Genomic DNA, 22769 nt, shown 5'->3' on the forward strand with positions numbered 1-22769 from the left:
CAGACGATTTGGGGTGACGGATGGTGGAGCAGCCCGCTAGCGGCGCAGAGTCGGCCGAGGCGGCCGGCGACGCCGTCGAGGCGCTCGACCGCCCGCTGCCCGAAGGCGTGCGACGACGGGTCGTCGCGCTGGTCTCGGACGCGTTCGGCGGACTGACGATCACCGAGCTCCCGGCTCAGCTGAGACAGTACGCCCGCTTCACCCCGACCCGGCGCGCCAAGTTCGCCGGCAATGCGATGGCGGCCGCCCTGGAGGGCGACGCGCTGTTCCGCCGGCGCATCGGCGAGCGGCTCAGGGAGGAGCAGCCGGAGCTGACCGCCGCGCTGGAGGCCGGTGCGCCGCCCGCCGCCGCCGACCCCGTCGATGTGGCCGCCGCCGCGTATGTGCTGCGCCCGGCCGGCTGGGTGAAGCTGGTCGCCGCCGCCGGCGAGGAGGCCCAGCGCGCCGACGCCGAGCGTGCCGACGAGGAGAGCCGTCGCGAACTGGAGCGGCTGCGCGAGGAACTCGCCCACGCCCGCTCCCAGACGAAGAACGAGACCGAGCGACTGCGTGTCGAGCTGGACGCGGCACGCAAGGAAGCCGAGTCCCTTCAGCGCAAGCTGCGCAGCGCCGTCAACGACGTCAAGCGCGGCGAGGCCGCGTTGCGCCGCAGCCGGGCCGAGACCGAGACCGTACGGTCCGAGGCGGCCGCCCAGGTCTCCGCGGCGGAGAGCGAGACCCGTCGGCTCAAGGCTCGGCTCGGTGAGGCCGAGGCGTCCGTAGAGGCGGGCCGCAGGGCCGCCAGGGAGGGCCGCTCGGTCGAGGACATGCGGCTGCGGCTGCTGCTGGACACCGTGCTGGACGCGGCCGGCGGGCTCCGTCGCGAACTCGCGCTGCCGCCCTCCTCGATCCGCCCCGCGGACAGTGTCGACGCGGTCGAGCCGGGCAGGATGTCACCCAAGGACATTGCCGCCAGGGCCCTTTCGGAGACCGATCCGGCTCTGCTCGACCAGCTGCTCGCGCTGCCGCAGGCCCATCTGATCGTGGACGGCTACAACGTCACCAAGACCGGCTATCCGCAGCTGCCGCTGGAGAAGCAGCGGCTGAGGCTGCTCGGCGGTCTCGCGGTGCTCGCGGCACAGACCGGCGCCGAGATGACCTGTGTCTTCGACGGGGCCGAACTGGCGGCCCCGGTCCTGCTCGCGCCGCCGCGAGGGGTCCGCGTGCTGTTCAGCAAACCCGGTGTCACCGCCGACGAACTCATCCGTCAACTGGCCCGCGCCGAACCGCCGGGCCGGCCCGTCGTGGTGGTCTCCACCGACCGTGAAGTGGCGGACGGAGTGGCGAAGGCGGGGGCCAGGCCCGTTGCGTCCGTCTTGCTCCTGAAGCGCCTTTCGCGCGTCTAGTGGTGCTTGTCGGAACTCGGTGGAAATCAGGGAACGCATCGTCAGGTCGCCGCTACGCCCTGTGTGATGTGAGTAAAGAAGTACTCCTGTGATGAGATTTTTCTTGTGAGGATTTGAACTGATCACAAGTTGGTCACTAGGGTCGGGCCTCGAACCTTCGCACGGTTGATCACCCATCCGGGGTGGCAGCGAAGGCGCCGCCGAGTCCGTGACATGCACGGAGCCGGGGACCGAGTCCCCCCACAGCCCGGTAGGCGGCTCGAGGAAGAAGGAGCTCGCCTTCGTGGGGTCCCACCGCCGTCCCAAGCAGCCGAGCCGCGCCCGTGTGACCGTGCTCACCGCGACCGCCGCCGCAGCCGTCGCCCTGACCTCCCAGGCAGCCCACGCCGACCCCAAGCCCTCCAAGAGCGAGGTCAAGGCGAAGATCGAGAAGCTCAACCACGAGGCCGGCGCGGCCAATGAGCAGTACTACGGCGCCAAGGAGAAGCAGCAGAAGCTGGAGAAGGAAGTCGGCGCGCTGCAGGACAAGGTGGCCCGCGGCCAGCAGGAGATCAACAACCTGCGCAACGGCCTCGGTTCGCTCGCCGCCGCCCAGTACCGCTCCGGTGGCATCGACCCGTCGGTGCAGCTCTTCCTCTCGTCCAACCCGGACACCTTCCTCGACGAGGCCTCGGCCCTCGACCAGTTGACGGCCAAGCAGACCGAGACCCTGGGGAAGATCCAGGAGAAGCAGCGGGTCCTCGCGCAGGAGCGCAAGGAGGCCCAGGACAAGCTCGGTGATCTCGCGGACGTACGCGAGACGCTCGGCGCGAAGAAGAAGAAGCTCCAGGACAAGCTGTCCGAGGCGCAGCGCCTGCTCAACACGCTGACCGAAGCCGAGCGCACGAAGATGCGCCAGGACGAGCAGCGTGCCAGCCGCGCCGCCAGCGACCGGGTCGAGCTGGGCAAGGAGGTCCCCGCCTCCGCCTGGGGTGCCGCCGCCCTGAACGCCGCCGCCACCCAGGAGGGCAAGCCGTACCAACGGGGCGGCGTCGGTCCCGGAGCCTACGACTGCTCCGGGCTGACCCAGTGGGCCTACGCCCAGGCCAACGTCAGTATCTCCCGGGTCACGTACACCCAGGTCAACGACGGTGTCCACATCGGGCGCAGCGCGCTGAAGCCCGGCGACCTGGTCTTCTTCAACAACACCGAGCACGTGGGCCTCTACGCGGGCAACAACACCGTCCTGCACGCCCCGTACCCGGGCACGTTCGTCCGCTACGAGTCGATGAACACCATCGGCAGCTTCCAGTTCGGCGTGCGCGTCGGCTGACGACGCCCGAACGGGCGAATTCCCGCGCCCCGCACAGACAGTGCGCCCCGACGGAGACCACAGGTCACCGCCGGGGCGCAGCTGTTTTCGACGCCCGTCCGCCCGGCGCGGTACCTGGTCGCTCCGTGACCGCCCGACTACTGTCTGCCTGCTGCGCGGCTCCCGGTCGTCGGTCCGCCCGCCCCGGGCGGCAGGGGCTGCGCACATCTGCGCACAGCGGAAGGGAGTACGGCGTCCGTGGTGTCCCATCGCCGTTCCACACAGCCCGGCCTCAGCCGGGGCGCCCGGATCACCGTTCTGTCGGCCGCGGCGGCCACCGCGGCCGCCACGCTCGGGGCGGCCACCGCGAACGCCGACCCGCAGGACGGTCCCGGGGCCGCCAGGGCCAGGGTCGACCGGCTGTACGGCGAGGCCGAGCGGGCCACCGAGCAGTACAACGCGGCCGGTGAGAACGCCGACCGGCTGCGCGGCGAGGTGAACCGGGCCCGGGACCGGGCGGCCCGGGGCCAGGAACGTCTCAACCGGATGCGGACGGCGCTCGGTTCGGTGGTGGGGGCGCAGTACCGCTCGGGCGGCCTGGACCCCTCGCTCGCCCTGCTGTTCTCCTCCGACCCGGACAGCTACCTCGACCGGGCCGCCACGCTGGAACGCCTGACCGAGCGTCAGGCGACCGAGCTGCGGGAACTGCAGCAGACCCGGCGCGGGCTCGTACAGACCCGCGCGGAGGCCGACCGGGCGCTGGCCGAACTGGAGCGCAACCGGGCTGCCGTCACCCGCCACAAACGCACCGTCGAACGCAAACTCGCCCAGGCCAGGCAGTTGTTGGACGCGCTGCCCCGTGCCGACCGGGCGGCCTTCGAACGCGCCTCTCGCTCCGGACGCGGCGACGTGTTCCCGGTGACGGCCGGTCTGCCGGCCGGCTCGGCGCGGGCCGCCGTCGCCGTCATGGCGGTCCGCCGGGCACTGGGCCGTCCGTACGTCTGGGGTGCCGACGGACCCGCCGGATTCGACTGTTCCGGGCTGATGCAGTGGGCGTACGCCCAGGCCGGGGTGAGCCTGCCGCGCACCTCGCAGGCCCAGCGGTACGCGGGACGCATGGTGCCGCTCTCCGAGGCCCGCCCCGGCGACCTGGTGGCCTACCGCGCGGACGCCGGCCACATCGGGATGTACGTCGGGAACGGCCAGGTGATCCACGCGCCGTACCCGGGTGCCCCGGTGCGCTACGACCCCGTCGGAATGATGCCCGTCTCCTCGGTCACCCGCGTCTGACCCGTACCCTCGACCGGGTGACGGACAGGCGGGGACGCATCGCGGGACGGCGCACGGCGGGAGCGCTGCTCGCCGGGCTGCTGCTCGCCTCCGCCTGCGCGGCCCCCGACGACGGGTCCGCCCCGGATTCCACCGCCCGAGGCGTCCGCGCCGTACTGGACCGCCGGGCCGCCGCCGTCCTGCACCACGACCCGGACGCCTATCTGTCCGCAGTGGACCCGAGCGCCACCGGACTGCGCACGGCCCAGCGGCGGGAGCTGGACAACCTCGCGGACGTACCGCTGGCCTCATGGACGTACCGGCTGACCGACGTGAGGGAGCAGAGCACCGACCGGGTCACGGCGGATGTCCGGCTGAGCTACCGGATCGCGGGGTACGACGCCGCCCCGGTCTCCGCGGACCGGGTGCTCGACCTGCGACGGGACGGGGCCGACGGCCGCTGGTACATCGCCGACGACCGGGCGGCGGACGGCGGCGGGCTGCTCTGGCAGCAGGGCGATGTCCAGGTGGTACGCGGAAGACACAGCCTTGTCCTCGGTGTCGGCCGCACGCAGGAGGAGCTGCGCCGTATCGCCCGGACCGCGGACCGTGCGGTGCCCGCCGTCTCCGGCGCGTGGCCGCGGCGATGGGCCGGGCGCGTGCTGGTGCTCGTACCGCACACCGTGGAGGACATGGCGGGTCTGCTGGGGGCACCGGCGGCGAACTACCGGGGCATCGCGGCCGTCACCACCGGGCGGACCGGCGGTCCGGACCGGGCCCCCGCGGACCGGGTGATCGTCAATCCGCAGGCGTACGGCATGCTCGGCACCCTCGGGCAGCGGATCGTCCTCACCCACGAGATCACCCATGTCGCCACCCGCGCCGACACCTCCGCCGCCACCCCGACCTGGCTCTCCGAGGGCTTCGCCGACTGGGTGGCCTACCGCACCGAGCACCGTACGGCCGTACAGGCCGCGCCCGAACTGGCCGCCGCCGTCCGGCGCGGCGATCTTCCCGCCGAGCTCCCCACGGACGAGGACTTCGGCTTCGCGGGCGACTCCGCGCGCCTGGCGCAGGCGTACGAGGGCGGCTGGCTGGCCTGCGAGCTGATCGCCGACCACTGGGGCGAGAAGAAGCTGCTCGCGTTCTACCGCGCCGTCGGAGGGCACCCGGGACGGGACGGGGCGGTGGAGCAGGCCATGCAGGAGGTGCTCGCCACGACCCCGCAGGACTTCACGGCACAGTGGCGGGAGTCCCTGCGCTCCCTGCTCGGCTGAGAGCCTGTCGGGCGACCTCTGCTCGGGAAGCCACGGCGTGGCACGCACTCCCCCAAGGCCTTGAGGGTCAGGGGGACCCCCTCCGGCGTTGCCGAAATGGCCTGGCAGCTCCTTCCCCGAGCTCTCAAGGAGCAGGGGAGACCCCGTCCGAGGCCGTCCCCGCTCCTTGGAATCGCACGCACCGCACCGCGTCCGCTCTGCGATCGAAGGTCACCCGACAGGCTCTGAGCGCGGCGCGGGATTCAGGAGCCGACGGGCTCCGCCTCCCGGCCGGTGTCCGGCCGGGCGGACGGTGCCTCGCGGCCCTCGCGCGCCGTCCCGGACACCACCGTCTGCCGCCACAGCCGCCTGCAGGCGACCAGCGTCGCCGCGACCAGCAGGCCGTTGCGCAGGAACATCAGCGTCAGGCCCGTCGTGTCACCGCCCACCACATGGACGAACCCGAACGGGAACTCCCACTGCGTGAGGCCCGTGGCGAGCAGCACCAGACCGGTCGGCAGCACTATCCGGCTGTCGCGGAAGACCAGGCAGACCGCCGCCAGTCCGACCAGCCACAGCATGTACTGAGGACTGATCACCCGGCTGGTGGTGGTGAACAGCAGCACCGCCGTGAACGCCGCGTCGGCCGGGGTGCTCGCCCGGAAGTCGCGGGCCCGCAGCCGCCACACCAGCAGCCAGCCGAAGGCGACGACGGACAGACCGAGGGCGAGCGCGCTCACCAGCGGCACATACGGCCCCAGGAACTCCAGCGAGCCGTAGTGCAGCTCCACCCGGCCCTGCCAGCCGAACCGCCGCCACACATGGAAGACCAGCGCCCCGAGCGACTCGACCTCGGTGCCCCGGTCGCGCTGGAAGCCGAGGAAGGCCAGCGCACCGGGCATCGCCAGGGTGCAGACCAGGAGCAGCCCGGCCGCCGTCACCGTCGCGGCCGTCCACGCCCGGCGTGTCCGGGGCCCACGTGGGGTACCGGCCAGGATCAGCACCGGCCACACCTTGAGCAGCGCACCGACGGCGGCCAGCGCTCCCAGCACCCTCGGCTGCCGTGCCCCCGCCAGCAGCGCCGCCACCGCCACCGCCGTCACCATCACGTCGTAACGGGCGTACGCGGTCGTGCCGAGCAGTGGAACCCCCGCCACCCACACCCAGGCGCCCACCGCCCGCCGTCCGGTCCGGCGGCCCGCGTACAGCAGCAGCCCCAGTACCAGCCCGTCGCACAGGAATGCGAGGACGAAGAAGGCCGAGGCGTACCCCAGGAAGGGCAGCAGGGCGGGGGAGAGGACGGCGAGCGCGGCGAGGGGCGGGTACTGCCAGGTGACGTCGGACCGGGGATACGTACCGCTCTTCAGGATCTCGGACCAGCCGTGGTAGATCACCGAGACATCGCTGGTCACGTCCGGGCCCGGCAGCGTGATCACCTCGGTGACGCAGAGCAGCAGCGCGACCCTGGTGAGGATCCACACCGCGAGTGCGGGCCGCGCGCCGGCCGATCCCGTCATGACCGCCTCGTCCGTTCGTCGATGGGTGCTCGTACGAGGGGTCATGATGCCCGTCATGTCGGTGCGCGTGCCGTTCCGACCCGAATGCCCGGTACTGTCGGACCGGATGGACAAGACCCTGATCGTGACCAACGATTTCCCGCCCCGCCCCGGTGGCATCCAGGCATTTCTGCACAATATGGCACTGCGCCTGGACCCCGGACAGATCGTCGTATATGCCTCCACCTGGAAGCGTGGCCCCGAAGGCGTCGCCGCCACCGCCGCCTTCGACGCGGAGCAGCCCTTCATCGTCGTCCGCGACCGCGCGACGATGCTGCTGCCGACCCCACGAGTCACCCGGCGCGCGGTGCAGCTGCTGCGCATGCACGGCTGCAGATCCGTCTGGTTCGGTGCCGCGGCCCCGCTCGGGCTGATGGCGCCGGCGCTGCGCAGGGCCGGTGCCCGCCGGCTGGTCGCCACCACACACGGACACGAGGCGGGCTGGGCCCAGTTGCCCGCGGCCCGGCAGCTGCTGGGCCGGATCGGCGAGACCACGGACACGATCACCTATCTGGGTGAGTACACCCGCTCCCGGATCGCCACCGCGCTCAGCCCTGAGGCGGCGGGCCGCATGGTCCAGGTGCCGCCCGGCGTCGACGAGAAGACCTTCCACCCGGATTCCGGCGGGGACCTGGTCAGGGCCCGGCTCGGACTCTCGGACCGGCCCGTCGTCGTCTGCGTGTCACGGCTCGTGCCGCGCAAGGGCCAGGACACGCTGATTCTCGCGATGCCCGCGATCCTGGCGCAGGTACCGGACGCGGTGCTCCTGATCGTCGGCGGCGGACCGTACGCCAAGGAGCTCGAGCGGCTGGCCGTCCGAACGGAGGTCGCCGACTCGGTGCGCTTCACCGGGCCGGTTCCGTGGGAGGAGCTGCCCGCCCACTGCGGTGCGGGCGATGTCTTCGCCATGCCGTGCCGCACCCGTCGCGGCGGCCTCGACGTGGAGGGCCTCGGCATCGTCTTCCTGGAGGCGTCCGCGACCGGTCTGCCGGTGGTGGCGGGCGATTCGGGCGGCGCGCCGGACGCCGTGCTCGACGGCGAGACGGGGTGGGTGGTGCGCGGCGGTTCCGTGGAGGAGTCGGCCGACCGGATCGTCACCCTGCTCCGCGATCCGGAACTGCGGCGGCGGATGGGGGAGCGGGGGCGGGCCTGGGTCGAGGAGAAGTGGCGCTGGGATTTGCTGGCCGAGCGGCTCAAGGCGCTGCTCTGAGACAGCCCCGGCCGGTTCCGTCCGGGGCCGCCCGAACCGGCCCCGTCCTGCGAGCGGCGGTGTGCCCGTACCGCGGCCGGACAGCGGTGTCGCTGTCCGGCCGGTGGAGGTGACGGTGGTTCAGCCGCAGTTGCCCCAGCTCATGCGCCCGCCGCTGGCGTTGGCGCCGGCCTGTCCGTCCGGACCGGTGTTGATCGAGCCCCAGTACTTCACGCACTTGCCCGCGGCGCTGCCCCGGATCGGGCCGGCGTAGCTGGTGTAGTTGCCCTGATCCACGTACGAGTTGCCGTTCTGGATGATGAGCTGGGCCGTCGTGAAGGTGGCCGAACCGGTGTACGAGGTCTTGACGGTCACGACGCAGTTCTTGCCGTTCCCGCTGCTGTACATCAGATAGACGGTGCCGGCGACCTCGCCGCTGCTGAACTTCACGGGAGCGGAGGCGACGACGGAGTAGCTGTGGCCGTCGGCACCGCAGACCGCGGTCGGGCTGGCCGCGGTGGCCGCGGCCTGGGCCGTGGCGGGCACCGCCACGAAGGCCGAGGCGGCCATGGCCATGACGAGGCCGGCCCGCTTGAAGGCGACGCGCATGAAAGTCCCCCCTGGACGGTGGATCAGTGGTGTGATCCAGACCCTCGCATTGGCTGATTAGCGACACAAGGTCGCGATTCAGCCATGGATATCGGCCTCGGTGGACGGCTCACGCTCGGGCGGTCGGCCGTCAGCCCCGGTAGATCGCCTCGATCTCGTCCGCGAAATCCTTCGCCACCACATTCCGCTTCAGCTTCAGCGACGGCGTGATGTGGCCCGCCTCCTCGGTGAACTGAGAGGCCAGGACACGGAACTTGCGCACCGACTCCGCCTTCGACACCGCCGCGTTCCCGTCGTCCACCGCCCGCTGCACCTCGGCCAGCAGCTCCGGATCCTCGCGCAGCGCCGCCGTCGAACCGGTCGGCTTGCCGTGCTCGGCGGCCCAGCGGGCCAGGAACTCCTCGTCCAGGGTGACCAGCGCGCCCACGAACGGCCGGCCGTCGCCGACCACCATGCACTCGGCGACCAGGGCGTGCCCGCGGATGCGGTCCTCGATCACCGCCGGAGCCACGTTCTTGCCGCCCGCCGTGACGATGATCTCCTTCTTGCGGCCGGTGATCGCGAGATAGCCGTCCTCGTCGAGCGTGCCGATGTCGCCCGTGTGGAACCAGCCGTCGGCCAGTGCCTCGGCCGTCGCCGTCTCGTTGTTCCAGTAGCCGGTGAACAGATGCTCGCCGTGCAGCAGCACCTCGCCGTCGTCGGCGATCCGGACGACCGAGCCGGGCAGCGGCTGACCGACCGTACCGATCTTCTGCCGGTCCCACGGGTTGAAGGCGGTGGCCGCGCAGGTCTCGGTGAGGCCGTAGCCCTCCAGGACGGTGAAGCCGATGCCGCGGTAGAAGTGGCCGAGCCGCTCGCCCAGCGGAGCGCCGCCGGAGATCGCGTACTCGCCGCGCCCGCCGAGCACGGCCCGCAGCTTGCCGTAGACCAGCCGGTCGAAGAGCTTGTGCTTGAACTTCAGGCCCAGGGAAGGACCCTGGGGGGTGCTCAGCGCGCGGCTGTAGGCGATCGCCGTGCTCGCCGCCCGGTCGAAGATCCTGCCCTTTCCGTCGGCCTGCGCCTTGGCACGTGCCGCGTTGTAGACCTTCTCGAAGACACGCGGCACACCGAGGATCAGCGTCGGGCGGAAGGAGGCCAGTTCATCGGTGAGGTTCTTGATGTCCGGTACGCAGCCGAGCTTGATCGGGGCCATCACCGAGGCCACCTCGACCAGCCGTCCGAAGACATGCGCGGCAGGCAGGAAGAGCAGCACCGAGCACTCGCCGGTACGGAAGAGGGGCTTCAGCCGCTCCACCACATTGCCGCACTCCGCGAAGAAGCTGCGGTGCGTGAGCACGCAGCCCTTCGGGCGGCCGGTGGTGCCCGAGGTGTAGACGATGGTGGCCGGGTCGTCCGCCTTGGCGCTCGCCATCCGCAGGTCCAGATCCGCGTCCGAGACGTCCTCGCCGATCGCCGACAGGCCGCGGACCGCGTCGTCGTCGATCCGCCAGATGCCCTTCAGGGCCGGCAGATCGGCCTGGACCGAGACCACGGAGGCCTGGTGCGCCTCGGACTCCACGATGCACAGGGCGGCACCGGAGTCACCGAGGATCCACTGGATCTGCTCGGGCGAACTCGTCTCGTACACCGGCACGGTGACCGCGCCGGCACTCCAGATCGCGAAGTCGAGCAGTACCCACTCGTAGCGCGTACGGGAGAGCAGGGCCACCCGGTCGCCCGCTTCGATCCCCGCAGCGATCAGACCCTTGGCGACGCCCCTGACCTCGGCCAGGAACTGTGCGGCGTCGACATCGGCCCACCTGCCCGCCACCTTGCGGCTCATCACCGCGACATCGGGATGCTGAGCGGCATTGCGGCGGATGAGATCCGTCAGGTTGCCGTCCGAAGGGACCTCGTACAGGGCCGGAAGGCTGAACTCGCGCAAGACTGCTGCTCCTCATCGGGCTCCGGTGCCACGGCTCTGTGCGACGCACCGGCTGCGGTCCAAGAATGGCAAGTGCTCAGTGGGGTGAGCACGACTGGACTGCCCGGACGTTACCCACCAGTACTCGGTTCCCGATAGGGGGTTCCGACCAGATGTCTTATGCGTCACATACAACCGTGATCCTTGGGCGCACAGTAGTCCACCGCCGTGACGAGCCGGCGGTCGTCGCAGGTCCGGCGGCCTCTATCCATGTGGACGGCACAGTCCTAGGGTGATCGCCATGCCAGCCGGACCGAACAGCGAAGGAACCGCGACCGCGCGGCGCACCCGCCTCCATGTGGTCAGTGACGTGCACGGCAACACCGAGGCCCTGGCCCGCGCCGGGGACGGCGCCGACGCCCTGATCTGCCTGGGTGACCTGGTGCTCTTCCTCGACTACGCCGACCACTCGCGCGGCATCTTCCCCGATCTCTTCGGCGTGGAGAACGCCGACCGGATCGTCGAGCTGCGTACCGCCCGCCGCTTCGAGGAGGCCCGCGCGTTCGGCCGCGGCCTGTGGGCGGGCAAGGACCGCAACGCCGCGATCGTCTCGGCGGTGCGCAAGCAGTACGCCGAGCTCTTCGCGGCCTTCCCCACCCCGACGTACGCCACCTACGGCAACGTCGACATCCCCGGTCTGTGGCCCGAGTACGCACGGCCGGGCACCACGGTCCTCGACGGCGACCGGATCGAGATCGGCGGCCGGGTGCTCGGCTTCGTCGGCGGCGGCCTGAAGACCCCGATGAACACCCCGTACGAGATCGGTGACGAGGAGTACGCGGCCAAGATCGAGGCGGTCGGCCCGGTCGACGTGCTGTGCACCCACATCCCGCCGGACGTGCCGGAGCTGACGTACGACACGGTGGCGCGCCGCTTCGAACGCGGCAGCCGGGCGCTGCTCGACGCCATCCGCAGGACCCGTCCCCGGTACGCACTGTTCGGCCATGTCCACCAGCCGCTGGTCCGTCGGATGCGCATCGGTGCCACCGAATGCGTGAACGTGGGCCACTTCGCGTCCACCGGCAGGCCGTGGGCCCTGGAGTGGTGACCGCACCGGCACCGGACCCTGGGCCGAGGCGGCGCGCACACGCGATAGCCTTCAGGCGGCAGACCTCTGCCGACGCACCGGTACACCGCACTGGAGGAGCCACGGCGATGGCTGAACACACCAGCTCGACGATCACGATCGAGGCGGCACCGGCCGACGTCATGGGAGTGATCGCCGACTTCGCCCGCTATCCGGAGTGGACCGGTGAGGTCAAGGAGGCCGAGGTCCTCGCCACCGACGACCGGGGCCGCGCCGAGCAGGTCCGTCTCGTCCTGGACGCCGGAGCCATCAAGGACGACCACACCCTCGCGTACACCTGGATCGGCGACTACGAGGTCAGCTGGACCCTCGTCAAGTCCCAGATGCTGCGCGCCATCGACGGCTCCTACGCACTCGCCCCGCTGGGCGACGGCGACCGCACCGAGGTCACCTACCGGCTGACCGTCGACGTCAAGATCCCGATGCTCGGCATGATCAAGCGCAAGGCGGAGAAGGTCATCATCGACCGGGCCCTGGCCGGCCTGAAGAAGCGCGTCGAGTCCGTACCGAAGGCCTGACCCGGTGCGTACGGTTCTCGTCACCGGCCCCGGCGGCGCCGGCCGTACCACCGTCGCGGCGGCGACCGCACTGGCCGCGGCCCGCCGAGGCCGCCGCACCCTGCTGCTCTCCACCGACGCCATACCCGGCTTCCCCGACGGCACGGAACCCACCGAGGTCACCGACGGCCTGTGGTCCGCCCGCATCGACTCCGGCGAGCACTTCCGCGGCGAACTCCTCGCCCTCCAGGACCAGGTGTCCGGGGTGCTCGACCTGCTCGGCGGGAACCGGCTGGACGGCGAGGAACTCACCGAACTCCCCGGCAGCGCCCAGCTCGCCCTCCTGCACACCCTGCGCCGCGCCGCCGAGGGCGACTGGTCGCACGAGGGCTACCAACTCCTCGTCGTCGACCTGCCGCCGCTGCGCGAGGCGCTCGCCGTGCTCGCCCTTCCCGAACAGCTGCGCCGCTATCTGCGCCGACTGCTGCCCCAGGAACGCCAGGCCGCACGCGCCCTGCGCCCGATGCTCGCCCAGCTCGCCGGCGTCCCCATGCCGGCACAGTGGCTGTACGAGGCCGCCGCCCGCAGGGACACCGAGCTGGCCGCCGTCCAGGCACTGATCGAGGACCGCAACACCACGCTCCGGCTGGTCGCCGAACCCGGCCCCGCCGCCGAGGACGCCCTGCGCACCGCCCGCACCGGACTCGCCCTGCACGGACTGCGCGTCGACACCCTCGTGGTGAACCGGGTCCTGCCCAGGCACTCCGGCGACCCCTGGTTCGCGGCACTGGCCGCGCAGCAGGAGAAGACCGTCGACCGCTGGTACGAGGAATGGGTGCCCGCGGCGGCCCTGTGCGAAGTGCCCCACCTCGGCCGCGATCCGCGGGGCCCGGACGACCTCACCCTCCTCGACACCGGGGCCGGCTGCACCGTCTTCGAGGAAGCGGGCACCGGAGGCGGTCTCTTCGAGGGCGACGGACTCGCCGCGGAGCTGGCGGACCGGAGCCCCGGCCGGGCCGACGACCCCTGGTGGATCGAGGACCCGAACGCCCCAGACGGCATCGACGAGCTGCGTACCCTGCTGCCCGGCGACCGGATCGTGGCCGTCCCCCCGGCCGGTGACGAATCCGTCCTGGTCTGGTGCCTGCCCCTGCCCGGCGCCGTGAAGACGGACCTCCAACTGGTGCGCCGCGGCAACGAACTGCTCCTCACCGTGGGCCCGTTCCACCGGATCGTCCCCCTGGAGTCCGGGCTGCGCCGCTGCACCGTCTCCGGCGCCGCCCTCACCGACGGGGTGCTCAGAGTCAGGTTCACGCCGGACCCCGGACTGTGGCCCCGCACGAGCTGAACGGCGCGACACGGTTCGGGTAACGTCGGTAGTACGTGGCCCGTGTGCCGGGCCGCAGCCGAACCACGTCGCAGGAGTCCGCCATGAGCGAAGCCACCGATCGTCCCGTCGACGACGACGCGTGGGCGAAGGCCTGCGCCGAGGACCTCGAAGCGGAGAAGGCCCGCCGCCGCACCCAGTACGGCCCGCCGCCCGGCTCCGCCGCCGAGGAACTGCGCAAGCTGGTCGACGCCGTGACCGACAAGGTCTCGTCCCTCGGGACGCCGCTCTTCGGTGCGACGGCCCAGGGCACCGTGCAGCAGATCATCAAGCAGGCGAAGTCCGCCGTCGAGCCGGTCATCGAACGCAATCCGGACGTCTTCGACCACATCGCCGCGGCCGGCAGCGAACTCCTCGCCGCCTACCGTTCCGCCGTGGAAGGCCAGGAACGCCGCTGGACCCGGGGTGCCGAGGGATCCGCGCCCCACGGCAAGAAGGCCGACAACCCCACCGACCCACGTGACGAGGGTCCCGCGGCGGGCGAACACATCGACCTGGACTGACCGGCACGGATGGGCCGGGTCCTCGGCTCGGGTACCGTTGGCCACAGCGGGGCTCGACCGGAACTGAGGGATTCATGGGACTCACCATCGGCGTCGATATCGGCGGCACGAAGATCGCAGCTGGAGTGGTCGACGAAGAGGGCCGGATCCTCTCGATGTTCAAGGTGCCGACCCCGCCGACGGCTGAAGGCATCGTGGACGCGATCGCGGCGGCCGTGTCCGGCGCGGGCGAGGGGCACCAGATCGACGCGGTCGGCATCGGCGCCGCCGGATACGTCGACGACAAGCGCGCCACCGTGCTGTTCGCTCCGAACATCAACTGGCGGCACGAGCCGCTGAAGGACAAGGTCGAACAGCGCGTCGGCCTGCCGGTCGTCGTCGAGAACGACGCCAACGCCGCCGCCTGGGGCGAATACCGCTTCGGCGCCGGACAGGGCCACGACGACGTCATCTGCATCACGCTCGGCACCGGTCTGGGCGGCGGCATCATCATCGGCAACAAGCTGCGCCGCGGACGCTTCGGTGTGGCCGCCGAGTTCGGCCACATCCGGGTCGTCCCGGACGGTCTGCTCTGCGGCTGCGGCAGCCAGGGCTGCTGGGAGCAGTACGCGTCCGGGCGCGCCCTGGTCCGCTACGCGAAGCAGCGTGCCAACGCCACCCCCGAGAACGCCACGATCCTGTTGTCGCTCGGCGACGGCACGGTGGACGGCATCGAGGGCAAGCACATCAGCACGGCCGCCCGGCAGGGCGACCCGGTGGCGATCGACTCGTTCCGCGAGCTGGCCCGCTGGGCCGGAGCCGGACTCGCCGACCTCGCCTCGCTCTTCGACCCGTCCGCGTTCATCGTCGGCGGCGGGGTGTCGGACGAGGGCGACCTCGTCCTCGACCCGATCCGCAAGTCGTTCCGGCGCTGGCTGATCGGCGGCGAGTGGCGCCCGCACGCCCAGGTGCTCGCGGCCCAACTGGGCGGCAAGGCAGGTCTGGTGGGTGCGGCGGACCTGGCCCGCCAGGGCTGAGCCACCGACAGCCGGACGGAGCCGGACGCCCGTCGCGCCCCATGGGGAGCGACGGGCGTCCGTCGTATCGTGAGACGCATGGTCCCGACGCCACTGCCCGACTCCCGTACCGAGCAGGATGGTTCGGCAGTCATCCGGGTGCTCAGCTACAACATCCGGTCGATGCGCGACGACTGCGAGGCGCTGGCCCGCGTCATCAGCGCCTGCGCCCCTGACCTCGTCCTCATCCAGGAAGCCCCGCGCTTCTTCCGCTGGCGCAAGCGCGCCGCCTGGCTCGCGGCCCGCACCGACCTGGTCGTGCTCAGCGGCGGCGGCACGGCGGCCGGGCCGCTGCTGCTCTGCTCGCTGCGGGCCGCCGTGGAGCGGACGGAGGACGTCCTGCTGCCGCTCACGCCCGGACTGCACCGCAGGGGCTTCGCCACCTCGGTGGTACGGATCGCGGGCACCCGGATCGGACTGCTGAGCTTCCATCTGAGCCTGCAGCGCGAGGAACGCCTGGCCCAGGCGGGGATGGTGCTGGAACGGCTGGACGCGATGGGCGTCGAGCACGCCCTCGCGGCCGGTGACCTCAATGACGCACCCGCCGGGGCCGCGTTCGGGCGGCTGGCCGGGCGGCTCCAGGACTGCTGGGCGGTTCGGCCGTGGGGCGCCGAGAACACCTTCCCGTCGGACCGGCCTCAGCGGCGCATCGACGCGGTCTTCGCGACGCACGGGATCGATGTGCTCGGCTGCGGCGTCCCCGCAGGGCTGCCCGGTGTCACCGAGGCGGATCTGCGGGCGGCCACGGACCATCTGCCGGTACTGGCGGCACTACGAGTGCCCGCGACCAGGCCCTGAGCAGCGCGGCCGGCCGCCGCGCGGCGCCTTCGGGCGGACCGTGGCTGCCCGGTGGGCCGTGCCTGGGGCAAGGCGGCATCCGAGGCTGCCCGGCGCCACCGAGGCGGATCCGCGGGCGGCCACGGACGGACCGTGCCTGTGGCAGGTGGCAGGTGGCAGGCGGCGGGTGGCAAGTCGGCACCCGCGGCTGCGCGAGGGCGTCGCCCCGGGGGCCGTCCGTCCTCAGACCACCGCTCCGCGTCCGGGGTCGTCGTCGTCCTCGTCGCCGTCGTCCATCCGTGCCACCAGGGTGACGAAGCCGCCCAGGAAGCCGCCGACGCAGACCGTCGTGAGCCACCAGGTCATCTCCCACCCCAGCAGCACCGCGACCAGCATCAGCACCGGACCGCCGACGACCGCGAGCCAGGCGAACTTCGCCGTGACATCGGCCTCCGGCAGCGGCGGCGGCTCCGGGGGGACGAAGTGCCCCTCGTCGCTGTCGTCGAGATCGCTGTCCTTCGGCTCCGCGACCTCGTAGTCGCGCGGACCGGCGACGCCGGGCGCGAACACGATCGAGCTGCCGAGCGGCTTCTCCGGCGGCCTCGGCGTCTTCTTGCCGATCCCCTTGTCCGGATCCAGGACACCCAACTGGTCGTCCTCCGGCAGCGCGAGGTCCTCGATCGACCTGAACGGCTTGGCGCCCGGCGGGTCCGGCGGCTCCTCGCCGTACCCCGCGACGATCGCCTGCCACGCGGCGTCCTCGTCGATCGACGGATCGGCGGGCCGGTCCCCGTCGGTGTCCGGCGGCACCGGCTGGGCAGCGGCGTCCTGCGCCCCCGTGCCGTCGCCGGGAACGGTCGTTCCCTCCGCGGGCAGGGCAGCACCCTCCGCGGGAAGGGGCTCGCGCTCCTCCCCGCCGCCCGCGCGCTCCGCGTCGTGCTCAGCCACCTGACGTGCTCCCCTTCATTCCGACGCTCGGAGCGAGGCGGCCGATGAACGAAAAGCTCTCGTCGAAGATCCGCTCCGCATCGTGGTCCAACGTCGCCACGTGGTAGCTCTGTTCCAGCAGGATCTCCTCGACATCCGTCGACGACACCCGGCTGAGGATCCGGGCCGAGTCGGCGGGCGGCACCACGTGGTCCTGCGGGCTGTGCAGCAGGACGATCGGCTGGGTGACCTGGGGCAGCTCGGCGTCGACCAGACGCAAGAAATTCCGCAGCGAATGCGCCGCGTGCAGCGGCACCCGGTCGTACCCCACCTCGTCGGAGCCCTTCAGGGCGATGTCGCTGGCCAGCCCCTTCGTCGTCCGCACCAGGTGGCGGGCGACCGGCAGCGCGTACGCCGACAGACCGTGCACCTTGTTGGCCGGATTGACGAGCACCAGGCCACTGATCGCGTCCCCGTGCTTCGCCGCCAGCCGCAGGGTCAGCGCGCCGCCCATGGACAGACCGAAGACGAAGACCTGGCCGCACCGCTCCAGCAGGGCGCGCAACTCCCGGTCCACCTCCGCGTACCAGTCCTGCCAGCCGGTGAGCTGCATGTCCTCCCAGCGGGTGCCGTGTCCGGGCAGCAGCGGCAGCGAGACGGTCAGCCCGCGCTCCGCCAGATGGTCGGCCCAGGGGCGCAACGACTGCGGGGAACCGGTAAATCCGTGACAGAGAAGGACGCCGACCTCTCCGCCCTCGTGGCGGAACGGCTCGGCTCCAGGCAGGACCGGCACCGGGGTCTCCTGTTCATGAGGCTCGAAGGGGAGCGAAAGGGGGAGTGCAGAAGGATTACTTCACCGTACGCGACCGGACTGACACCGACCAGGGTCGTCGCGGTCCCGGCGGCCGCCCCGGCCCCGTGCCGGGCGGGAACACGGGCGGCCGCACGGGTTAAGGTCAGTCGGACAGCACACAGGAGGCACCCGAGTTGATCTACGGCGCAATGAAGTTCTCCATCGGCGGGTCGCTGAAGCTCGCCTTCAGGCCATGGGTGGAGGGCCTGGAGAACATCCCCGCGCAAGGACCGGCGATCCTCGCGAGCAACCATCTCTCGTTCTCCGACTCGTTCTTCCTGCCGGCCGTCCTGGACCGCAAGGTCACCTTCATCGCCAAGTCCGAGTACTTCACCGCGCCCGGCGTGAAGGGCAAACTGACCGCCGCCTTCTTCAAGGGCGTCGGCCAGCTCCCGGTGGACCGCTCCGGCGCCCGCGGTGCCGGCGAGGCGGCCATCAAGGCGGGCATCGAGGTCATCGAGAGCGGCGGTCTCTTCGGTATCTACCCGGAGGGCACCCGCTCGCCCGACGGCCGTCTCTACCGCGGCAAGCCCGGCGGGCTCGCCCGGGTGGCGCTGGCCACCGGAGCGCCGGTCATCCCCGTCGCGATGATCGACACGGAGAAGATCCAGCCGCCCGGCCAGGTGATGCCCAAGCTGATGCGCCCGGGGATCAGGATCGGCAAACCGCTCGACTTCAGCCGCTACCACGGCATGGAGGGGGACCGCTTCATCCTCCGCTCGGTCACCGACGAGGTGATGTACGAGATCATGAAGCTCTCCGGCCAGGAGTACGTCGACATCTACGCGACGGCCGCCAAGCGGCAGATCGCGGACGAGGCGAAGCGCCGCGCGGAGGAGGCGAAGCGCGCGGGGAAAGAGTCCGGAACGCAGGGGTGAAGGAACGGTTCGGCGCGCCACCGCGTCGATTCCGTCCGGGGGGTGGGGGACGTGGCCAGGCGCGAGCGGGTCGTACGGATGTCGGTCGAGCAGCCGCTGTGGCGTGCGCTGACGGCGTACCGCATTCTGACGATGCTCTACGCGATCCTGCTCGCCGTCTTCGGACGGGACAGGTACGACCGGCCGTGGGTCGCCATCGCCTTCCTGGTGGCGATGGCGGCGTGGACGCTCGGCACCCTCCCGAAGGTCGCGGGCGCCGCCGCCTGCACCAAGCGTTTCCTCGGCGCCGACCTGACGCTCGCGCTCGTCGGCATCCTCGTCACCCCGCTCGCCGACTTCGAGGCCCAGCACGTCGACGGGCCGACACTGCCGTCCATCTGGACCGCGGGTTCCGTGCTGGCCTTCGCGATCAAGGGCGGCTGGCGCTGGGCGGCCGTCGCCTCCTCCTTCGTCGCCGTCGCCAACATCATCGAGCGCGGCGAGCCCAGCCGGGACACCTTCCACAACGTCCTGCTGGTCTGGGTCGCCTCCATCGCCATCGGCTACGTCGTCGAGGTGGCCAGGGCCAGTGAGCGCACCCTGGCCCGCGCCCTGGAGATCGAGGCCGCCACCCGCGAGCGGGAACGGCTGGCCCGGGACATCCACGACAGCGTGCTCCAGGTCCTCGCGATGGTGCAGCGCCGCGGCACCGCGCTGGGCGGCGAGGCCGCCGAACTGGGCCGGATGGCCGGGGAGCAGGAAGTCGCCCTGCGCACCCTGGTCTCCAGCGGTCTCCTGCCCGCCACCAGGGTCTCCGAGGACGCCGCCGAGGGCGCCGTCGTCCGCAGCGTCGAGGTCGACGACGAACCGCCCGGGCAGGCCGACTACGATCTGCGTTCCCTGCTCGCCCCGTACGCCGGCTCCCGGACCAGCTTCGCGGAGCCGGGAGCTCCGGTGCTGCTCGCCCCCGCCGCCGCGCGGGAGCTGGCGGCCGCTGTCGGTGCCGCCCTGGACAATGTCAGGGTCCACGCGGGAGAGAACGCCCAGGCCTGGATCCTGGTGGAGGACTGGCCGGACGAGGTGGTCGTGACGGTCCGGGACGACGGGCCCGGCATTCCGGAGGGCCGGCTCGCCCAGGCCGAGGGGGAGGGACGGATGGGGGTCGCCCTGTCGATCCGGGGAAGGCTGCGTGACCTGGGCGGCACGGCGGAGTTGATTTCGGTGCCCGGCCAGGGCACCGAGGTCGAGTTGAAGGTACCGAAGGTTTCACGGGGGAAGGCGGGATCAGCCGGATGAGCACGGAGAACACCCAGGGCGCCGAGGGGCGGACCATCAGGGTGATGGTGGTCGACGACCATCCGATGTGGCGCGACGCGGTCGCCCGCGATCTTTCCGAGTCGGGTTTCGAGGTGGTGGCGACCGCCGGTGACGGACCGCAGGCCGTACGCAGGGCGAAGGCCGCCATGCCCGATGTCCTCGTGCTCGACCTCAATCTGCCCGGCATGCCCGGCGTGCAGGTGTGCAAGGAGCTCGTCGGCTCCCACCCCGGCCTCCGGGTGCTGGTGCTCTCGGCGAGCGGTGAGCACGCCGACGTACTGGAAGCGGTCAAGTCGGGCGCCACCGGTTATCTGCTCAAGTCGGCCTGTACGCAGGAGCTGACCGACGCCGTGCGGTCCACGGCCGTCGGTGATCCCGTCTTCACGCCGGGCCTGGCCGGACTGGTCCTCGGCGAATACCGCAGGCTCGCCTCCGACCCCGCACCCGTCGCGTCGGACGAGCCCAAGGCCCCGCAGCTCACCGAGCGCGAGACCGAGGTGCTCCGGCTGGTGGCCAAGGGGCTCTCGTACAAGCAGATTGCCGAGCGCCTGGTCATCTCGCACCGCACCGTCCAGAACCACGTCCAGAACACCCTGGGCAAGCTCCAGTTGCACAACCGGGTGGAGCTCGTGCGATACGCGATCGAGCGCGGCCTGGACGACGCCTGAACGCGCCGGAGCGTGCAGTTCCGCACCTGTGAGACCAACCGCCCCTCAACGCAACTGATTTGACCTTCCGCCCCATCCCCGAGTGACCTGGATCACGATTAGCGTGACGGTCGGGGGGTCACTTCGGCGAAGGGATGCTGCCATGCGGGTCGGAGTACTGACCGGAGGCGGGGACTGCCCCGGGCTCAACGCGGTCATCCGCGCCATAGTCCGCAAGGGCGTGCAGGAGTACGGCTACGACTTCATCGGATTCCGGGACGGCTGGCGGGGCCCGCTGGAGGGCGCGACGGTGCCGCTCTCCATCCCCGCGGTGCGGGGCATCCTGCCGCGCGGCGGCACCGTCCTCGGTTCCTCGCGCACCAATCCGCTCGGCGTGGAGCACGGCGTACGCCGGATCAGGGACAACCTCGCCGAGTACGAGGTCGATGCGCTCGTCGCGATCGGCGGCGAGGACACCCTCGGTGTGGCGGCGACCCTGTCGGACGAGCACGGCATCAAATGCGTCGGCGTTCCCAAGACCATCGACAACGATCTCTCCGCCACCGACTACACCTTCGGCTTCGACACGGCGGTCGGCATCGCCACCGAGGCGATCGACCGGCTGCACACCACGGCCGAGTCCCATATGCGGGTTCTCGTAGTGGAGGTGATGGGCCGTCACGCGGGCTGGATCGCGCTGCACTCGGGTCTGGCCGGAGGTGCGAACGTCATCCTCATCCCGGAACAGCGCTTCGACATCGAGCAGGTCTGTGCGTGGGTGGTCTCCCGCTTCGGAGCGAGCTACGCACCGATAGTGGTGGTCGCCGAAGGAGCCGTGCCCCAGCAGGGCGAGATGATCCTCAAGGACGGATCGCATGATTCCTTCGGTCATGTCCGCCTCTCCGGCGTCGGCGAATGGCTGGCCAAGCAGATCGAGAGCCGCACCGGCAAGGAGGCCAGAACGACCGTCCTCGGTCACGTCCAGCGCGGCGGCACGCCGAGTGCCTTCGACCGCTGGCTGGCCACCCGCTTCGGCCTGCACGCCATCGACGCCGTGCGGGACGGCGACTTCGGCACGATGGTGGCCCTGAAGGGCACCGACATCGTGCGGGTGCCGATCGCGGAGGCGACGGCCCGGCTGAAGACGGTCGACCCGGCCCTCTACGCGGAGGCCGGTGTCTTCTTCGGCTGAGCGGCACGGGCCGGGCGGCGTGCCGGAGGAGGAGGGGGCGGCAACAGAGGTGTCCCCGGAGGGGGCCGGGCGGCGCGCCGGGGACATGGGCCGTATATTCGCGATGACCGGCCCATGTCCCCTGATCCATGCGATGTACGGGAGAAGTCGTGGAAATCCTGGCATTCGGTGTGCAGTCCGACGAGAAGCCGCTGATCGAGAAGGCCTTCGCCGGACAGCACGAGGTCCGATGCCTGGACGTCTTCCTCACCGGGGACACCGCACCGATCGCGGCGGGCTACGAGATCATTTCCACCAGCGTCAACGCGGATCTGGGCAGCGCCGTCCTGCAGACCCTCGCGGCGGGTGGCACGCAGATGATCGCCCAGCGCTCCACCGGCTTCAACAACATCGACCTCGATGTGGCCGAACGGCTCGCGCTGCGGGTCGCCCGGGTCTCGTACTACTCGCCGTACTCGGTCGCGGAATTCGCCTGGACCCTCGCGATGGCGGTCAACCGCCGGATCATCCGCGCCGCGAGCCGCACCCGTGACTTCGACTTCCGGCTCGACGGACTCCTCGGCCGGGACATGCACGGCCGCACGGCCGGAGTGATCGGTACGGGCAAGATCGGTGAGGCCTTCACCCGGATCGCCCACGGCTTCGGCATGAAGCTGCTCGGCTGGGACGCAGTCCGGAACCCGGCCTGTGTCGGCCTCGGCATGGAGTATGTCGACAAGGAGCGGCTCCTGGCCGAGTCCGACCTGATCAGCCTGCACGTCCCGTTGATGCCCACGACCCGTCACATCATCGACGAGGACGCCCTGGCGCACATGAGGGACGACGCGATCCTGATCAACTCCAGTCGTGGCGGACTCATCGACACGGCGGCACTGGTCGCCGAGCTCCGCTCGGGCCGCCTGCTGGGCGTAGGACTCGACGTGTACGAGGCGGAGGCCGGGCTCTTCTTCCTCGACAAGTCCCTGGAGGGCATCGACGACGACACCCTCGCCCGGCTCGTCACCTTCCCCAACGTCATCGTGACCTCGCACCAGGCGTACTACACCCAGGAGGCGGTGGCCCAGATCATCGACGCCACCGTCCAGAACGTCGCCGACTATCTGGCCGGCCGCCACAGCGACAACGTCCTCGTCCCCGTGCTCTCCCGGTGAG

General features: G+C 71.3%; 21 protein-coding genes. 16 read left to right on the plus strand and 5 right to left on the minus strand.

Annotated elements, in window-relative coordinates; translation table 11 throughout:
• Positions 1-23 precede the first annotated feature (23 nt).
• The 4 genes from ACIQCZ_RS21805 to ACIQCZ_RS21820 all read left to right on the plus strand — a co-directional run bounded on the left by ACIQCZ_RS21805 (position 24) and on the right by ACIQCZ_RS21820 (position 5222).
• Positions 24-1385 carry an NYN domain-containing protein gene (locus tag ACIQCZ_RS21805; protein WP_402284310.1) on the plus strand — a complete coding sequence of 454 codons (1362 nt, stop codon included), beginning with the start codon at positions 24-26 and terminating at the stop codon, positions 1383-1385.
• Positions 1386-1668: 283 nt separating this feature from the next.
• A complete protein-coding gene (locus ACIQCZ_RS21810) occupies positions 1669-2697 on the plus strand; it encodes an NlpC/P60 family protein (RefSeq protein WP_402284313.1) in 1029 nt (342 codons plus the stop codon).
• A 237-nt stretch (positions 2698-2934) separates the two neighbouring features.
• On the plus strand, positions 2935-3966 hold the full coding sequence (locus tag ACIQCZ_RS21815) for an NlpC/P60 family protein (protein ID WP_402284316.1): 1032 nt from the start codon (positions 2935-2937) through the stop codon (positions 3964-3966).
• Positions 3967-3983: 17 nt separating this feature from the next.
• The gene (locus tag ACIQCZ_RS21820; protein ID WP_402284317.1) at positions 3984-5222 is read left to right on the plus strand and encodes a hypothetical protein; all 1239 of its coding nucleotides are present in this window, start codon (positions 3984-3986) and stop codon (positions 5220-5222) included.
• 242 nt (positions 5223-5464) lie between these two features.
• Here the strand turns inward: ACIQCZ_RS21820 and ACIQCZ_RS21825 are convergent, their stop codons facing one another.
• Complete coding sequence (locus tag ACIQCZ_RS21825) at positions 5465-6718, minus strand: glycosyltransferase 87 family protein (protein WP_402284318.1); 1254 nt, start codon at positions 6716-6718, stop codon at positions 5465-5467.
• Positions 6719-6824: 106 nt separating this feature from the next.
• Here ACIQCZ_RS21825 and ACIQCZ_RS21830 point away from each other — a divergent pair, with 106 nt between their 5' ends.
• A complete protein-coding gene (locus ACIQCZ_RS21830; RefSeq protein ID WP_402284319.1) occupies positions 6825-7967 on the plus strand; it encodes a glycosyltransferase family 4 protein in 1143 nt (380 codons plus the stop codon).
• A gap of 120 nt (positions 7968-8087) precedes the next feature.
• Here ACIQCZ_RS21830 and ACIQCZ_RS21835 read toward each other — a convergent pair whose 3' ends face one another.
• Positions 8088-8555, minus strand: coding sequence for a spore-associated protein A (locus tag ACIQCZ_RS21835; protein ID WP_402284321.1), 468 nt, complete (start codon positions 8553-8555; stop codon positions 8088-8090).
• 130 nt (positions 8556-8685) lie between these two features.
• Positions 8686-10479, minus strand: a complete 1794-nt coding sequence (locus ACIQCZ_RS21840) for an AMP-dependent synthetase/ligase (protein ID WP_402284322.1) — start codon at positions 10477-10479, stop codon at positions 8686-8688.
• Positions 10480-10759: 280 nt separating this feature from the next.
• On the opposite strand from ACIQCZ_RS21840, the gene ACIQCZ_RS21845 reads away from it, so the two are divergent.
• The 6 genes from ACIQCZ_RS21845 (at position 10760) to ACIQCZ_RS21870 (ending at position 15845) form a co-directional block, all read left to right on the plus strand.
• On the plus strand, positions 10760-11566 hold the full coding sequence (locus ACIQCZ_RS21845) for a metallophosphoesterase (protein ID WP_402284324.1): 807 nt from the start codon (positions 10760-10762) through the stop codon (positions 11564-11566).
• Positions 11567-11673: 107 nt separating this feature from the next.
• Complete coding sequence (locus ACIQCZ_RS21850; protein ID WP_376209775.1) at positions 11674-12123, plus strand: SRPBCC family protein; 450 nt, start codon at positions 11674-11676, stop codon at positions 12121-12123.
• Positions 12124-12127: 4 nt separating this feature from the next.
• The gene (locus ACIQCZ_RS21855) at positions 12128-13450 is read left to right on the plus strand and encodes an ArsA family ATPase (RefSeq protein WP_402284327.1); all 1323 of its coding nucleotides are present in this window, start codon (positions 12128-12130) and stop codon (positions 13448-13450) included.
• Positions 13451-13533: 83 nt separating this feature from the next.
• Positions 13534-13992: a DUF5304 domain-containing protein gene (locus tag ACIQCZ_RS21860; RefSeq protein ID WP_402284328.1), complete on the plus strand. Its 459-nt coding sequence runs from the start codon at positions 13534-13536 to the stop codon at positions 13990-13992.
• 74 nt (positions 13993-14066) lie between these two features.
• Positions 14067-15008 carry an ROK family glucokinase gene (locus tag ACIQCZ_RS21865; protein ID WP_376209780.1) on the plus strand — a complete coding sequence of 314 codons (942 nt, stop codon included), beginning with the start codon at positions 14067-14069 and terminating at the stop codon, positions 15006-15008.
• A 78-nt stretch (positions 15009-15086) separates the two neighbouring features.
• On the plus strand, positions 15087-15845 hold the full coding sequence (locus tag ACIQCZ_RS21870) for an endonuclease/exonuclease/phosphatase family protein (RefSeq protein WP_402284331.1): 759 nt from the start codon (positions 15087-15089) through the stop codon (positions 15843-15845).
• Positions 15846-16067: 222 nt separating this feature from the next.
• Here the strand turns inward: ACIQCZ_RS21870 and ACIQCZ_RS21875 are convergent, their stop codons facing one another.
• Together ACIQCZ_RS21875 and ACIQCZ_RS21880 are read right to left on the minus strand one after the other, a co-directional pair.
• The gene (locus ACIQCZ_RS21875) at positions 16068-16772 is read right to left on the minus strand and encodes a hypothetical protein (RefSeq protein ID WP_402284333.1); all 705 of its coding nucleotides are present in this window, start codon (positions 16770-16772) and stop codon (positions 16068-16070) included.
• Positions 16765-17544 carry an alpha/beta hydrolase gene (locus tag ACIQCZ_RS21880; RefSeq protein WP_402284336.1) on the minus strand — a complete coding sequence of 260 codons (780 nt, stop codon included), beginning with the start codon at positions 17542-17544 and terminating at the stop codon, positions 16765-16767. The genes ACIQCZ_RS21875 and ACIQCZ_RS21880 overlap by 8 nt, the downstream gene beginning before the upstream one ends.
• 194 nt (positions 17545-17738) lie before the next feature.
• Here ACIQCZ_RS21880 and ACIQCZ_RS21885 point away from each other — a divergent pair, with 194 nt between their 5' ends.
• From ACIQCZ_RS21885 to ACIQCZ_RS21905, 5 genes are all read left to right on the plus strand, one after another.
• Positions 17739-18482 carry a lysophospholipid acyltransferase family protein gene (locus tag ACIQCZ_RS21885; protein ID WP_351078209.1) on the plus strand — a complete coding sequence of 248 codons (744 nt, stop codon included), beginning with the start codon at positions 17739-17741 and terminating at the stop codon, positions 18480-18482.
• Positions 18483-18533: 51 nt separating this feature from the next.
• The gene (gene macS / locus ACIQCZ_RS21890; RefSeq protein ID WP_402284338.1) at positions 18534-19757 is read left to right on the plus strand and encodes a MacS family sensor histidine kinase; all 1224 of its coding nucleotides are present in this window, start codon (positions 18534-18536) and stop codon (positions 19755-19757) included.
• Positions 19754-20446, plus strand: coding sequence for a response regulator (locus tag ACIQCZ_RS21895; protein ID WP_402284340.1), 693 nt, complete (start codon positions 19754-19756; stop codon positions 20444-20446). The genes macS and ACIQCZ_RS21895 overlap by 4 nt, the downstream gene beginning before the upstream one ends.
• A gap of 142 nt (positions 20447-20588) precedes the next feature.
• Positions 20589-21617 carry a 6-phosphofructokinase gene (locus ACIQCZ_RS21900; protein WP_402284341.1) on the plus strand — a complete coding sequence of 343 codons (1029 nt, stop codon included), beginning with the start codon at positions 20589-20591 and terminating at the stop codon, positions 21615-21617.
• A 149-nt stretch (positions 21618-21766) separates the two neighbouring features.
• Positions 21767-22768: a 2-hydroxyacid dehydrogenase gene (locus ACIQCZ_RS21905; RefSeq protein ID WP_402284342.1), complete on the plus strand. Its 1002-nt coding sequence runs from the start codon at positions 21767-21769 to the stop codon at positions 22766-22768.
• Position 22769 lies beyond the last annotated feature (1 nt).

The sequence above is a fragment of the Streptomyces sp. NPDC093149 genome (assembly GCF_044754145.1).
Classification (GTDB): Bacteria; Actinomycetota; Actinomycetes; order Streptomycetales; family Streptomycetaceae; genus Streptomyces.